At 47.5% G+C, this 13,573-nt stretch carries 13 protein-coding genes and 2 pseudogenes; 2 read left to right on the top strand and 13 right to left on the bottom strand.

The genetic code is table 11. The features are described 5' to 3' along the window. Window positions 1-171: 171 nt before the first annotated feature. From ACZF99_RS09535 to ACZF99_RS09510, 6 genes are all read right to left on the bottom strand, one after another. Window positions 172-513 (bottom strand): MarR family winged helix-turn-helix transcriptional regulator, encoded by a 342-nt coding sequence (locus ACZF99_RS09535; protein WP_483611169.1) that lies wholly within the window; start codon window positions 511-513, stop codon window positions 172-174. A 214-nt stretch (window positions 514-727) separates the two neighbouring features. Continuing rightward, window positions 728-2,413 (bottom strand): dihydrolipoyl dehydrogenase, encoded by a 1,686-nt coding sequence (gene lpdA / locus ACZF99_RS09530; protein WP_483611167.1) that lies wholly within the window; start codon window positions 2,411-2,413, stop codon window positions 728-730. A 61-nt stretch (window positions 2,414-2,474) separates the two neighbouring features. Further along, the gene (locus ACZF99_RS09525; protein WP_483611165.1) at window positions 2,475-2,915 is read right to left on the bottom strand and encodes an OsmC family protein; all 441 of its coding nucleotides are present in this window, start codon (window positions 2,913-2,915) and stop codon (window positions 2,475-2,477) included. A 284-nt stretch (window positions 2,916-3,199) separates the two neighbouring features. Continuing rightward, window positions 3,200-3,691 carry a PTS sugar transporter subunit IIA gene (locus tag ACZF99_RS09520; RefSeq protein ID WP_483611163.1) on the bottom strand — a complete coding sequence of 164 codons (492 nt, stop codon included), beginning with the start codon at window positions 3,689-3,691 and terminating at the stop codon, window positions 3,200-3,202. 24 nt (window positions 3,692-3,715) lie between these two features. After that, window positions 3,716-5,104 (bottom strand): PTS transporter subunit EIIC, encoded by a 1,389-nt coding sequence (locus tag ACZF99_RS09515; protein WP_483611161.1) that lies wholly within the window; start codon window positions 5,102-5,104, stop codon window positions 3,716-3,718. A 24-nt stretch (window positions 5,105-5,128) separates the two neighbouring features. Further along, complete coding sequence (locus ACZF99_RS09510; protein ID WP_483611159.1) at window positions 5,129-6,598, bottom strand: glycoside hydrolase family 1 protein; 1,470 nt, start codon at window positions 6,596-6,598, stop codon at window positions 5,129-5,131. Between the two features lie 122 nt (window positions 6,599-6,720). On the opposite strand from ACZF99_RS09510, the gene ACZF99_RS09505 reads away from it, so the two are divergent. Beyond that, entirely contained in the window at window positions 6,721-7,716 is a 996-nt protein-coding gene (locus ACZF99_RS09505; protein ID WP_483611157.1) for an AraC family transcriptional regulator, read from the top strand. A 215-nt stretch (window positions 7,717-7,931) separates the two neighbouring features. Here ACZF99_RS09505 and ACZF99_RS09500 read toward each other — a convergent pair. The 6 genes and pseudogenes from ACZF99_RS09500 to ACZF99_RS09475 form a co-directional block, all read right to left on the bottom strand. After that, window positions 7,932-8,060 (bottom strand): annotated as a pseudogene (locus ACZF99_RS09500) (uS14 family ribosomal protein); the annotation flags it as partial. 138 nt (window positions 8,061-8,198) lie between these two features. Next, window positions 8,199-8,310, bottom strand: a pseudogene (rpmG, locus tag ACZF99_RS09495) (50S ribosomal protein L33); the annotation flags it as partial. A gap of 87 nt (window positions 8,311-8,397) precedes the next feature. Then, window positions 8,398-9,441 (bottom strand): FecCD family ABC transporter permease, encoded by a 1,044-nt coding sequence (locus ACZF99_RS09490; protein WP_483611155.1) that lies wholly within the window; start codon window positions 9,439-9,441, stop codon window positions 8,398-8,400. After that, window positions 9,428-10,408 carry a FecCD family ABC transporter permease gene (locus ACZF99_RS09485; RefSeq protein ID WP_483611153.1) on the bottom strand — a complete coding sequence of 327 codons (981 nt, stop codon included), beginning with the start codon at window positions 10,406-10,408 and terminating at the stop codon, window positions 9,428-9,430. The genes ACZF99_RS09490 and ACZF99_RS09485 overlap by 14 nt, the downstream gene beginning before the upstream one ends. Before the next feature lie 59 nt (window positions 10,409-10,467). Beyond that, window positions 10,468-11,535 (bottom strand): ABC transporter substrate-binding protein, encoded by a 1,068-nt coding sequence (locus tag ACZF99_RS09480; protein ID WP_483611151.1) that lies wholly within the window; start codon window positions 11,533-11,535, stop codon window positions 10,468-10,470. A 93-nt stretch (window positions 11,536-11,628) separates the two neighbouring features. Beyond that, the gene (locus tag ACZF99_RS09475) at window positions 11,629-11,850 is read right to left on the bottom strand and encodes a hypothetical protein (RefSeq protein WP_483611149.1); all 222 of its coding nucleotides are present in this window, start codon (window positions 11,848-11,850) and stop codon (window positions 11,629-11,631) included. Between the two features lie 267 nt (window positions 11,851-12,117). Here ACZF99_RS09475 and ACZF99_RS09470 point away from each other — a divergent pair, with 267 nt between their 5' ends. Beyond that, the gene (locus tag ACZF99_RS09470; protein ID WP_483611147.1) at window positions 12,118-12,573 is read left to right on the top strand and encodes an NADPH-dependent FMN reductase; all 456 of its coding nucleotides are present in this window, start codon (window positions 12,118-12,120) and stop codon (window positions 12,571-12,573) included. Window positions 12,574-12,725: 152 nt separating this feature from the next. On the opposite strand, the gene ACZF99_RS09465 is transcribed toward ACZF99_RS09470, so the two are convergent. Then, window positions 12,726-13,544 (bottom strand): ABC transporter ATP-binding protein, encoded by an 819-nt coding sequence (locus ACZF99_RS09465; RefSeq protein ID WP_483611145.1) that lies wholly within the window; start codon window positions 13,542-13,544, stop codon window positions 12,726-12,728. Window positions 13,545-13,573 lie beyond the last annotated feature (29 nt).

The following is a 13,573-nucleotide window of genomic DNA, read 5'->3' as shown; positions in this document are numbered from 1 at the left end:
GTTTTCAAGGCATATTTTAAAAGAAGATAATCAGTTGGAGGATAAATTGAAAGTTTCAAAAGAAGATATACGTCTTTTAAAACATTATAATATGCTTTCTGTCACATAATGTTTTACCTAAAAAAGAAGAACTCCCTGTTTTATGGAAGTTCTTCTTTTAAGGTAATCACTCTATGTTTTCTCTTTTAAAACATTTGAAACCATGATATTCAATACATTTTTAAACGTTAGAAGATCATCCTTAGAAATACTAGCTATCGTATCATTTTTAAACTTTTCGGCAACCGGCAGTAAATCTAGATAGACCTGTATTCCCTTTTCCGACAATTCCAACCGTTTGACCCGCTTATCTGTATGGATACCTGACCGATTCAAGAACCCCTCGGATTCTAGTTTTTGAAGCAATCTGACAACGCTAGGCTCTTTTATAGACATTTTATCTGCCAGCTCACGCTGGGTAATGGATTCACTAGTATAGATATAATACATCGCAATCCATTGGCTCCTAGTCATGTTATACGGTCGAAAATCCTTCTCCAATTCTTCCGCGAATATTTTTGCACTACGGTTTGTAATAAAGGCAATACAGTCATCTAAATTAAACAAGGTTTACACCAACCAATCAACTGTTCTATCTAAAATTAATCTCCTCTTTTCCAAATTATTATAACAAAATATTGTTGTGGCCGCTTAATAAACTTTTCAAAACGATCAAATTGTTCGTTGCTCAAGCTTGATGCAGTGCTCCAATTCCTAACCCAAACGCCGCCTCATGAATCACCTCTCCGGTGGTCGGGTGAGCAAAGATCGTCTGAGTAATCTGCTGCTCGGTAAGCCCATTGGCAATCGCAAGAGTAAGACTGCTTATCAGGGAAGAAGCATCGGGGCCAATAATGGACCCTCCGACGATCTTTCCAGAGTTATTATCTTTGATTAGCTTGATAAACCCTTCCGGTTCATTCATCGTTAAAGCCTTGCCATTACTTTCAAATGACACCTTACTCACACTGTATTCCATTCCCCGCTGCTTGCATTCATCTTCCGATAAACCAACGCTGGCAATCTCGGGAGAAGTAAAGATAACATTGGGTACAGCGGAATAATGCATGCTACTGGTCTCACCAAGCAAAGCATCTACAGCCGTAATGCCTTGATGTGAAGCAACATGGGCAAGTTGTATAAGGTTTGTGGCATCTCCAATTGCATACACATGTTTTAAGTTCGTACGCATTTGTTTATCAACGGCAATGCCTTTACCTTTATCATTTAATTGAATCCCCGCTTTTTCAATATCCAGCCCGTCAAGGTTGGGCTCGCGTCCAATAGCAACCAATACCTTTTCACTGACAAGTAAATGCTCGCCCTTTGAATCCACGTAGGTTACAATGGCTTCACCATCATCAGCACGTTGAATTTTGGACACCTTGGAGTTGGTGTGAATATGAATCCCTGCCTGCCGGGCCATATGCTTGATTTCTTCTGAGATGTCGCTGTCCAGCATAGCGAGCAGACGATCCATAAATTCCACAACATGCACTTCAGCCCCCAAATTACGGTAAATGAAGGCGAATTCCATCCCAATAACCCCGCCGCCGATAATTGTGATGCTCTTCGGCAGTTCTTCGCAGGAAAGCGCCTCCGTACTGTTCATGACAAACGGCAGATCAATTCCTGGGATATTCACTTTTGAAATTTTAGATCCTGTGGCCACAATAATGTTCTTCGCCGAAATATGGTAGTTAATATCACCTGCTACATTCACAACATTCGGTGAAAGAAAAGAAGCATGGCCACGGACAACCTGAACCTTGTTTTTTTCCATTAAAAAACCAACGCCGGAAACCAACTTCTCTTTAACTTCATCTTTACGGCGAATAATCTGCTTCATATCGACTTGAAGTTCATTTCCTGTTTTTATACCAAACAATGAAGAATTCTTAACGCTGTGACAGACTTCAGAAGATTTGACCAGTGCTTTTGTGGGGATACAGCCTACATTCAAACAGGTACCGCCCAATTCCTCTTTTTCAACCAGCGTTACTTGAAGACCTTTTTTTGCGGCATAAATGGCAGCTACATAACCTCCCGGACCTGCTCCAATTATAAGCAATTCCGTGTTCATATCACTAAATGGCTTGTTTGCATGAGATGACTGCCGTTCGGTTGGATCAGCCGCTTCCGTTTGAATCGTCTCCAGCTCGAATAGAACTTGATTCGAAGCGATCTCGCCGCCTTCTTCGAATAAAATATTGATGATCGTGCCGTCTTCGGTCGCTGTGATCTCCCGATTTCCCTTACCCGTTTCGATCTCTGCCAATACATAGCCCCTGGCGACCTTATCGCCGAGCTTAACATTTATTTTTCCCGCTTTCCCTTTTTTTCCGCCGGGAATGAGCGACATTTTGATTTCCATGGGTACGCTCCTTATGTAGCCGAAGCTGATAGGACATGAAAAGAACTTCTTCAAGTGACTATCAGTGTCTGACTACGCCTGCTTTAACCAATTTCACGCCATTGGCAAGGCAATCGCCCACCGGACATGTTTTCTCAATAAACTCCGCAAAGGCTTCCGCTTTTTCCTGGCTTTCCTTCGTTCTAAAATGCATGGAAAAACGGATTTCCTGAAAACCGGGTCTTACGTCGGCAAGTCCCATGAAGCCATCCGGATCTAAGTCTCCTTCAAGTTCAACATAAAATTCTTCATAGGTAAATTCATTAGCCTCTGCAAACGCGCTAGCAACGATGGATTGACAAGCACCAAGCGCACATAAAAGAGTTTCAACTGGATTCATGCCAGCATTCGTTCCTCCCAAATCCTCCGGCTCGTCCATAAGGATTTTAAAACCTCTTGAATTTGTTTCAACTTGCAATCCACTAGGTAGTTTTCTGGCAGTTGCTTTAAAAGTAGTTAGCATAAATATAACCTCCTCATCCATTTGTGAAAATAGTAACATGACTGCATCCTAAAATCAATAGTTAGCTAAGTAAGTATTTGTTTTGTGTGAGCAGCAGTCCAGCAAATCCTGTTTCTTAATACTCTGGACACCTTCAAATTGTCGCACTTATCCCGAAGTAAATTTCCTCACTTAATTGACAGCTCATTTAGCGGGAAACATATAGGAAGTAGGGAAATAGCGGTGCAAGGGAGTAATCCCCGCACCGCTATTTTTTGTGCCAAACAAGAGACCGGCAAATACAGCTAATTCAAGTGGATCCGAAGTGTTGACTCTGCAGATATATTTCCCTGGTTGACCTCTACAGCTTTGACCTTGTCCTGACCATTTGGAACAATCACCGGAGTAAGAACGAGACAACCAGCTTGCTCAATGGCCTTAATATCAAATTCAAGCAACAGTTGTCCTTCCGTGATCGAATCGCCTGTCTTGACATGAGCCGTAAATCCTTCTCCCTTAAGAGATACGGTATTCATCCCCACATGAATCAGAATTTGAAGGCCAACCTCATCTTCCAGTATGATGGCATGTTTACTCTTGTCCATCAAATGGACAACCTTGCCCTTAAATGGTGAGAATACCTTTCTCACTTCAGGTTGGATAGCTACACCTGGTCCCATGACTCCACTGGAAAACGCTTCGTCCTCTACCTGTTCCAGAGGGACAATCTTGCCAACAAGGGGAAGCGAAATCTCTTGAATCTTCAAAGTCTGCTTTCTTTTAAAACCAAATATCATGTCGTTCCTCCTAAGATGGTTTGCTTACTTCTCTTCCCCTCTGGCTATTTTGTAACCCGTTAGATAGGAGATAATGAAACCGATAACAAAAGTAGATAAGATCGAGATAACCATTAATAGTAGGTTAATCAGCCCGCCTTTAGGATCCGCATATACAGGTAATGAAGTAATTCCAGGCATAACAAAGGCAAAACATTTAACACCAAATACAACTGTCAGTGCCCCACCAATACCAGTAGCTATCATAGCACTGATAAACGGTGTTTTGTGGACAAAGTTTACTGTATACATCGCCGGTTCAGAAATACCAAGAAATGCAGAGAAGCTCGTTGAGAGTGCGACAGAACGGGCTTTTTTATCCTTCATCCTTAACGCGGCTCCAAAGGCAGCTCCAGATTCAGCCATATTGTGGCAAAAGGATATCGGCAACAAGTAATCATAGCCCAGCGAAGAAATATTTTGTATTTGAATGGGTGACGTGGATTGATGCATACCGGTTAATACAATCAGGGGCGTAAAGAACCCCAACAAAAAGCCTGCAAATAGACCAAAGGTGTCAAAAAGCCAGACAATGCCGTCAGCAAGATATATACCGCCATAAGCACCTATAGGGGCAATCACCAAAAGGGCGATAGGAACGGAAACGATTAATGTAACCGAAGGCACCACAACCATCTTCAGTACACTTGGAATGAACTTATCGACCATCCGGTAAATAATAGCCATTAAACCGACACCGAGAATCACAGGAAAAACAGAGTTGGCATAATTGAAAACAGGGATAGGCAAACCAAGCAAACTAAAGGCTGTATCCTTATTGTTAAGCGCATCCACAAAGCTTGGATAGAGCAATGCCCCAGCCATACAAATGCCCAAGTACTCATTAACTTTAAACTTTCTGGAAGATGAAATCGCTAACAAAAAAGGCAGGAAATAAAATGGAATATCGGCAATCAGATTAAACAGTGCTAGCGTTGTGCTTCCTTCATTCACCCATTTTAAGCTCAAAATAATTGCCAAAATCCCTTTGAGAATCCCACCTGCAACAAGTGCAGGCAGGATGGGTGCAAAGATACCGGAAATAACATCCAGAACGGCATTTAGTGAAACCTTTTTTCTAGTCGGCTGATCGCTGTGAGGCTCAGTATGATGATCGGGAGCATTTTCTGTCTTTAAGAGTTTATCCACTTCCTTAAAAACTTGCTCCACGTTTGTCCCAATAATCACCTGATACTGTCCATTTTGAATCGCGGTGCCCATGACTCCAGGAACGGCGTTGATTTGCTTCATATCCGCTTTGCTGCCATCCCTTATATTAAACCGTAATCTAGTAACACAATGCAGATAAGTCGTGATGTTATCTTTACCGCCAAGCAAGCTGACCACTTGCTCTGCAGTAGCTCTATTATTCATACAATTACCTTCTTTCGAAAGGGCTTAGTCCAGATCTTCGCCATTACTTTCAATGCATTTTTTGTACCAGTAGAACGAATCCTTTTTGTATCGTTTGCCGGATCCCTTTCCACCGTTATCCAGATCGACATAAATCGTTCCGTAACGTTTGTCCATAGTAAGAGGTCCGCAGGAGACGATGTCGATAATTCCCCACATCGTATAAGCAAGAAGCTCAACTCCATCCACTACGGCTTCTTTCATTTCTTTAATATGTTTTCTCAAGTAATCAATTCTGTACGGGTCATGAATTTCTCCGCTTTCTGTAAGTGTATCGTAGGCGCCAAGCCCATTTTCAGCAATAATGATCGGCAATTGATATCTATCGTATACCTGATTTAATGTAAAGCGTAGACCTACAGAATCGATTTGCCATCCCCATTCACTAGCTTCCAAATAAGGATTCTTCTTGCCGATGATCAAGTTTCCTGCTGTTTTCTCCCATCCCTCAACATTGGTGGAGACTTGTGAGAAGTAATAGGAGAAGGATACAAAATCAACGGTGCCATTCTGTAAAATCTCAAGATCCCCTTCTTCCATTGCGATGTTAACATTCGACTGTTCAAAGTACCGATGAATGTATCTGGGGTACTTCCCTCTTGCCATCACATCAAGGTAGAACCAGTTGGAATATTGGTCATCAAGAATAGCTTGCATATTATCCTCCGGTTTGCATGTAGCCGGGTAAGTGGTAAATCTGGCAATCATAGCGCCAATTTTTTTGCCTGGAACCATCTTATGTCCCAATTCCACAGCTTTTGCGCTGCACAGGAACTGGTGATGCAAACATTGAAAGATTTCCTGATCCATATGCTCTTCATTGCCCGGAATCAAGCAAACTCCATCCCAAGGAGAGAATTTGGCAGCGTTGATCTCGTTGAACGGCAACCAAAAGTCCACATACTCTCCAAGTCTTTCATACAGAACGGTTACGTATCTTTCGAAGAATTTTATGATTTCCCGACTCTTCCAACCGCCATATTTAACGACAAGGTTGACGGGGATATCGTAATGGATCATGGTGGCCAAGACTTTCATGTTATATTTCTTGCATTCCGAGAACAGGTTAATATAGAATTGAACCCCTTCTTCATTAGGTGCTGGATCATCACCATTTGGGAATATTCTCGACCAGCTAATGGATGTCCTAAAAATTTTCAGGCCCATTTCGGCCATCAATTTCAAGTCTTCTTTATAGTTGTTGTAAAAATCGATTCCTCTTCGCAACGGATAATATTCGGTTGAGTCATCTTGTAAAGCTGTTTTAAACTCATCAAGAGAGAATGGGTTGTTTTGGTGCTTTTCTTCAATTTCCTCCGGCGTCCATCTTGGGTCAAGATATCGCAGATCTTGGGTAGAGACCCCCTTTCCGCCTTCCTTAAATCCCCCATCTGCCTGAGAACAAGCTATCGCTCCTCCCCATAGAAATTCGTTATTGAATCCAGTAGGTTTCACTATTGATCTCTCCCTTTCAGTATCTTTACAAGCCCATCATACAAAAGAAAACGCTTTTAAAATACAGCAGATATGATATAATTCATTATCATATTCGTTACACGGAAGTGAGGAGGGAGATAATGGATATTCAGAAGCTTCACGACGAGATTTATAAGATTTCTGACGGCGAAAAATGGCATTTAGAAAATCCGGGGCTGTTTAGCCCTTTTTACAACAAACTAAAAAAAGAATATTATAACGGTCAGCTGTGCTATTGCTTTGATTTTATAAATACATTAAAAGAGAATTCCGTAGGCATAGTTAGAGAATCGAGATTTACGGAGATCCCTTTGCATTATCATAAGGATATGGAGCTTAGCATTGTATATTCGGGAGAATGTACCTTTAATATTCAGGGGAATGATATAAGACTGACGACGGGAGATGTGTGCATTATAGACACCGATGTCATGCATAACGCTAAGTATAAAGGTGAGAACGATATCGTATTTAATATTGTTTTTCGCAAATCTTTTTTTAGTTCGAATTTCTTGGCTGAAGTGGCCGACAAAGGGATTCTTGGTGATTTCTTTCTGAATGCTATTATTGACAACAGATCTCACGATAATTACCTTGTATTCCGGACTAAAGAAAATCCTAAATTTTTTTCTATTGTAAATTTGCTTTTGTTCGAATACTATTGGCCTTCCACCTGCCATGCAAGCCTAATCGAACATTATCTATCCCTTCTATTTCTGGAATTAATCAATACCCTGCATCAAAACTCTGCAAGTTATTATCAAACCGATGAAAATCAAAAAAACATGATGAAAATCTTGAAATATATCGAGGAGAACTTCACAACCTGCTCTCTAGAAGATCTCACCCAGCATACCCATTTTTCTACCAGTTACATCTTCAAATTGCTTAAATCAACGACGGGAAGCAATTTTTCCGCATTGAAGCTTCAACAGCAACTAAAACGAGCGGAATTTCTTTTAGTTAACACGTCGCTTTCAATCACTGAGATCATAGAACAAGTAGGACTTAAAAATCCGACCTATTTTTATAATAAATTTAAAGAAGTTTACAACAAAACACCTTCCGAATACAGAAAAATGTTGGCGCACAGCTAACATGCTCAAAAATGCCTGACCCATACCTGTAACTCTTCTTTCAATCAGGCTGTCGAGACTTTCTCGACAGCCTGAGCACCATAAAATGGCGCTATTATCGAGCGACGGCAGGAACAAAGACCGGGGTAACTTTCCGCCCAATCGGGAGACAATTCTCAATCATACGCAATTCCGAATCGAATGCAGCCCCAAATCGGCAGCTTCCCCAATCCGGATTACCAACTGGCCTTTTTCACGCCGGGAATTTTCCCTTGGTGGGCCAGTTCGCGAAAGACGATCCGGGACACCTTATATTTGCTGATGTATCCTCTTGGCCGCCCCGATACCGAACAACCGTTATGCAACCAAGTACCCCTTTTGATTCCTTGGCCATGGCTGTTCTTCCCTCCTTAACTTGCGGCACATGCGCCGCATAGGCCGTGAATTTCGAATTTGTGCGATAGGACCTGGAACGATTCCGGCAAATCGATCGTGTTGTCCAGCGGGCAGTATTTCCGCAATTCCATGCGTTTCGGGATGCGTCTTTTTATTTTTGGTGGTCGTGTAATTGCGGTCACCCGTTTCGGTACACGCCAAAGTAATCACTACTCTCATTTCAAAACAACTCTTTTTATTAGTAATAATTACGATTTAGATGTTGTACTCTCCCGTTCCCTTCCTGTCAATCCTTCCGACCGGTGCTCATTTCATATGTCTGCGCGCCAAATAAATAAAGAAGGGAGCTCCCATGAAAGCCGTCACCGCGCCAACCGGAAGCGACGCCGGTCGGCCGCCGTCAAATAAAGGAATCGACAGGCCTTGCGACAGAATGTCCGAGCCGACAAGCAGCCAGGCGGTGACCAGGGCGCTAAACGGAAATAATCTTCTTGCATCCTGACCGACGATCCGTCTCGCAATGTGAGGGCCGATCAATCCGATAAAGCCGACCGCGCCCACGATCGACACCGCACCGGCCGTCAACAGGGCGGCAATAAGCAGCAATCCGGCTCTCGAAAGGCGGACGGGCACCCCGATTCCTCTGGCCACGCCGTCTCCGAGCTGTAACGCATTCGCCGCTCCCGCGCTCATCAGGCCGATCGGCACCATGATCAGAAACCACGGCCAAAGGATATTCCAGTGAAGCCATACCCGCCCGTTTAACGATCCGACCGTCCATAGCAAAATGCTGCCGATCGCCTCCGAATGGCGGAGCAATACCAGGGAGGTGCAGGCCGACAGAAAGGCGGAGATCAGCAGGCCGATCACCGTAAACTGCAGCGCGTCTCCTCTGCGCGACCAGCCCAGCAGATAGATGGCCGACACCGTAAGGATACCTCCCGCGAGGCCAAATAACGGGACCTGCAGGGAAAGGCTCGCCGATCCTCCCAAATAGGTCATATATAGGACTAGCATCAGCACGCTGCCGGCGGATACGCCCAGCAGTCCCGGTTCCGCCAGCGGGTTGCGCGTCACCGACTGCAGGATCGCCCCCGCAAGTCCGAGCATAGCGCCTGCGGCCAGCGCAATCAAGGTGCGCGGCAGCCGCAGTTCCCACACAATCTGGCGATGGTACGTTTCATCGTGGTTGTTCAGCAGCGCCAGCACCACTTCACGCGGAGACAAAGCCACTTGGCCAAGCACAATATGCAGAATAAAAAAGATCGCCAGCCCCAATAAAAGAAACAGCCCCCATATCCGAAACTTCCGCGCGTATAATCGGCCGTCTGTTGTGTTACGATTGATCATCGCGACCTCTCCTCTTCATGACAAGCATCAGGATGAGCACCGGTACGCCGACCATCGTCGTCCATAAACCGACCGGGATTTCTCTGGGAGTGAACACGGTTTTGGCAAACCAATCCGCCGTTACGAGAAGCACCGCACCGACCGCCGCGGAACAAGGGAGCACCCATCTGGCGTCTTCCGTTCTTAATACAGCTCGGGTCAGGTAGGGCCCCAGCAAAGCGATATAACCGATCGGACCGCAATTAGCGACGACCGCCGAAACCATCACGCCGCTGGCGATCAGCAGCAGCAAACGCAGCCTGCCCACATTTTGCCCTAACGCTTCGGCTTGCTCGTCTCCGAGCCGAAGCAGATTCAACGGCTTGGCAAACAACAGCGCGGCGGGAATGCCGATCGCCGCCCACGGAAGCAAATGCCCGACATGGTGCCAATGACGCCCCGATAAGCTGCCCATCAAATACGTATACAATAGATTGATATCATTTTGGGTCCCCATCGTAATCAGCCACACAATCATCCCGTTCAGCATGGCGGACACCGCCGTTCCCATCAGAATTATGCTCGTGCTGTCCGAGCGGCCGGATACGGAAGCGATCACGATGAACCCTCCGGCAAAGCCGCCAAGCAATCCGAACAATGGAAACAGGCTGAAAGCTATCGGCAAGTGAAACACCGTGATCATCGCGATGGTCAGCGAGCTGCCGGCCGATACACCAATCAAATCGGGGCTCGCCAGCGGGTTGCGCAGGCCGCTCTGCATCAACACGCCGGAAATACCCAGCATCGCTCCGGATAACATTCCAAGCACAACGCGCGGCAACCGCAGCTCGAGAATGGAGGTAACGGCCAGTTCGGAACCGTGGCGATACAACAAAATATTCAGCAGCTCATCCCAACTGACGGCCGGATAGCCCGATTTCAATGCCATCAGGATGGAGATGGCGCCAATAACGATAAGGAGCAACACGAGGAGGAGCACCCGCCCCGTCCTGGTTGCTCCCCTATTGGATCGAATCGCCTCTTCCACTATTGGACAGACCCTTTAAAAGTATCGGGATATAAAGTGTTCATCGCTTCATCCAGCACGATGCCCAGCGAGCGCGTGCCCCTGCCGTTCGCCCAAATGGCCGTCCTTACTTCGGTGATCTCTTTGCCTTTAACGGCCTTCAGCTTGCCCCAAAGCGGGTTGGCGGCAAATTGTTCGGACAACGGCTGGGAGTCCGGACTGAAGCTGAACGTCTCGATAAAGATATGATCGGGATCCGTTTCCAGCACCTTCTCCAGCGAGTACGCCATCCCCCCCGCCTGATGACCTCCGTCTTCCGCCGGAGCCGGCCACGGATAAGAGGTAAGCTCGGCCAGCAACGAACCGACCAAAGAACCCGCCGTATCGATGCCGAAGTTGACGTCCGCGCCATAAAGAATCAACGCGCTTCGGTTGTTCGGCGATTTTTGTTTGTAATCGGCGATCTTGTCGAGGAATTTCTGCTTGGCAGCCGCGGCCGCCGTCTCCTCGCCGGTCCAGGATCCCACCGTCTCAAGAAACGCGAGCGAATCTTCATACGTTTTAAGCTCGGCGACATATAACGGAGCGATGCTTTGCAAGCCGTCCCGCAGCATATCGTGAGTGCCTTTTAGTCCAATGACCACGTCTGGGTTCGCCTTGGCGATATCCTCCAGGCTCGGCTCCATGAAACCGCCCCCGATCTGGACAAAGGAAGACGCGCGGTCCCCGAAAAATTCCGGCTCAAACGCGATGCTGTCCGGAACGACAGCCACCGGCTCAAGCCCCAGCTCCGCCAGACTGTCCACGCAGATTTCGGTCAAACAAGCGATCCGTTCAACTTTAGCGGGCAATTCCAGGGAGGCCCCGGTGCTATCCGTCACCGTATTCTGCTGCGGGCTTGCCTCCGAGGCCTTGTCAGTCGCATCCTTCCCGGACGACAGTCCGGCGGCATCATCCGCCGCGCCCGCCGTGTTTGCGGAAGAAGGCTTTCCTTCCTCCCGGACTTGGCCGCAGCCCGCAAGCAATACCAGCACAACTAATATAGCTGCAATCCATTTGAATCCCGCGCGATTTCTTTTCCTGTTCACAACAACTCGACCTCCAAATCAATAATCATATCGATCCTATTATATTCGTAATTTTTACAATTTAAAAGTGTAATTATTACGTTTTAGCATCGTCTATATCATCGATACATCGAATTCTTCCTTCTGGAGCAAGGTTTCCTTTGCGCCGCGATCCGCGATTTTTCCGTCTTTAAGCACCAACACTTCATCCATTAACCGCAGCGTCGATAAGCGGTGGGCAATCATGATCACCGTTTTTCCTTTGGCCACCCGGGCAAGGGCTTGCTGCACGCTGTGCTCATTGTCGGCATCCAGGTTCGAGGTAGCTTCGTCCATCAACAGAATCCCTGAGGTTCTTCAAAATTTATGGACCCATGCGAAAAAAATCGACTATCCCGGCCTTCCGTTCACCCGTCCCGAACAGCATTGGCTCGGCGCAACCCTGTCCCTGCTGCTGGAGGAGTGGCACAGCGTGCGCAGTGCGAGCCGCGGCTTCCCGCCCGACCGCTATCAAGTAACGCTGGCGCCGATGACCGGAGAGATCCTCTATCACCCCATATTGAGATTGCCGTCTTCGGCAACTGCAGAAAGGATGGAAAGCTTATGAAATCCGTTCATGTGCTCGGTTTGCTGGGAAGTCTGCGCGAGCGTTCACGCACCGAGCTGGCCCTTCCCCGCTGTTTGGCGGCGGCCCGGCGAGAAGGGGCGGAAACGTCCGTATTTGATCCGCGCAAGTCCCCCTTGCCCTTTTGCGATGGGCGCGACGATCCGTCGCTGTATCCGGAAGCCGTCCATGCGCTTCGCCGTCAGGTTGAACAAGCCGATGCCCTGGTGTTTGCCTCGCCGGAATATATCGGCAGCTATTCCGCCGCGATCAAAAATGTGCTCGATTTCCTAGGCCCCGATCATTTACGCGGCAAAATCGCCGGAGTGATCGGGGTAGCGGCGGATTCTTCAGCCTCCAATACCGTCTACCACCTGTCGACCATTCTGGATGCATTAGGCCGCGACACCGTAGTTACGGTGCGCAGACACCATTCCAACCAGCCGACCGTGTGAATCCGGTTTCTTCAGGGAGAAGCTCCGAAATCCAACTTTGATTGGGGAGCCTCTCCCGAATCTCTAGCGGAGCTTTGCTAGCGTTATCCATGCAAACGGGGGTTGTACGTTATTTCGTACAACCCCCTGCTAGACGGCGCGTCATCCGACGATCATTCTCCGCTTTTCCCCACAATGGCGTAAGGTAAAAAAACGGGGCTGCCGTTATCCGGATCTTTGATGACGTTCGCATGAATGCCGAAAGCCTGCTCCAAGGTTTGAACCGTCAGCACCTCGTCGGGTTCGCCATCGGCTACAATCCGGCCCTTCTGCAATACGACCATCCGATCGGCATATTTCGCTGCCTGATTCAAATCATGAAGTACCACCACAATGGTCATCCCCCGTTCCCGGTTTAACCGGCGGATCAGCTCCAGGATTTCGAGCTGATGGCGAACGTCCAGAAAAGTGGTCGGTTCATCCAGCATGAGCACCGGCGTCGATTGCGCCAAGGACAGGGCAATCCAGGCCCGCTGCCGCTCGCCGCCGGATAACGTGTCCAGCATTCGGTGCTGGAAGCCCGTCATCCCCGTCAGTTGAAGGGCATCATCAATGGCCGAATGATCCTGTCTTTTCAACATGCGCAGCGGTCCGGCATGCGGGTATCTTCCCTGCTCGACCAACTCCCTTACCGTCAGGCTTGCCGGAATTTCCGGAGATTGCGGCAGGACGGCAAGCTGGCGGGCCACGGCGGCTGTGGATAAGGTGGAAATCGCAACTCCATCCAAATAAACCGTTCCCTGGTACGGCTTGAGCAGCCGGGCCATGGCCTTCAAAAGCGTGGACTTGCCGGAACCGTTCGTCCCGGTAAGCGCCGTTATTTTCCCCGAAACGATCGATAAACTCAAATTCCTCACAATCGCGGCATCCGCATAGCGCACATCCAGATCTTCGGCAACCAACACGGATGGCTCGTTCAACGTTTTCATCATGGCTATTGTACCTCCTGGAAGTCATTGCT

It is taken from the genome of Paenibacillus sp. JL3B1040 (assembly GCF_057063165.1).
The sequence above is the reverse complement of the archived record's forward strand: the minus strand, read 5'-3'. Positions and strand labels throughout refer to the sequence as shown.

What these genes read in the sequence shown, in the direction of transcription:
- ACZF99_RS09490 (WP_483611155.1), bottom strand. Translation starts at nt 9,441, where the DNA reads ATGATCAATCGTAACACAACAGACGGCCGATTATACGCGCGGAAGTTT.
- ACZF99_RS09465 (WP_483611145.1), bottom strand. Translation starts at nt 13,544, where the DNA reads ATGATGAAAACGTTGAACGAGCCATCCGTGTTGGTTGCCGAAGATCTG.
- ACZF99_RS09470 (WP_483611147.1), top strand. Translation starts at nt 12,118, where the DNA reads ATGAAATCCGTTCATGTGCTCGGTTTGCTGGGAAGTCTGCGCGAGCGT.
- ACZF99_RS09505 (WP_483611157.1), top strand. Translation starts at nt 6,721, where the DNA reads ATGGATATTCAGAAGCTTCACGACGAGATTTATAAGATTTCTGACGGC.
- ACZF99_RS09515 (WP_483611161.1), bottom strand. Translation starts at nt 5,104, where the DNA reads ATGAATAATAGAGCTACTGCAGAGCAAGTGGTCAGCTTGCTTGGCGGT.
- ACZF99_RS09525 (WP_483611165.1), bottom strand. Translation starts at nt 2,915, where the DNA reads ATGCTAACTACTTTTAAAGCAACTGCCAGAAAACTACCTAGTGGATTG.
- ACZF99_RS09475 (WP_483611149.1), bottom strand. Translation starts at nt 11,850, where the DNA reads ATGGACGAAGCTACCTCGAACCTGGATGCCGACAATGAGCACAGCGTG.
- lpdA (WP_483611167.1), bottom strand. Translation starts at nt 2,413, where the DNA reads ATGGAAATCAAAATGTCGCTCATTCCCGGCGGAAAAAAAGGGAAAGCG.
- ACZF99_RS09520 (WP_483611163.1), bottom strand. Translation starts at nt 3,691, where the DNA reads ATGATATTTGGTTTTAAAAGAAAGCAGACTTTGAAGATTCAAGAGATT.
- ACZF99_RS09535 (WP_483611169.1), bottom strand. Translation starts at nt 513, where the DNA reads ATGACTAGGAGCCAATGGATTGCGATGTATTATATCTATACTAGTGAA.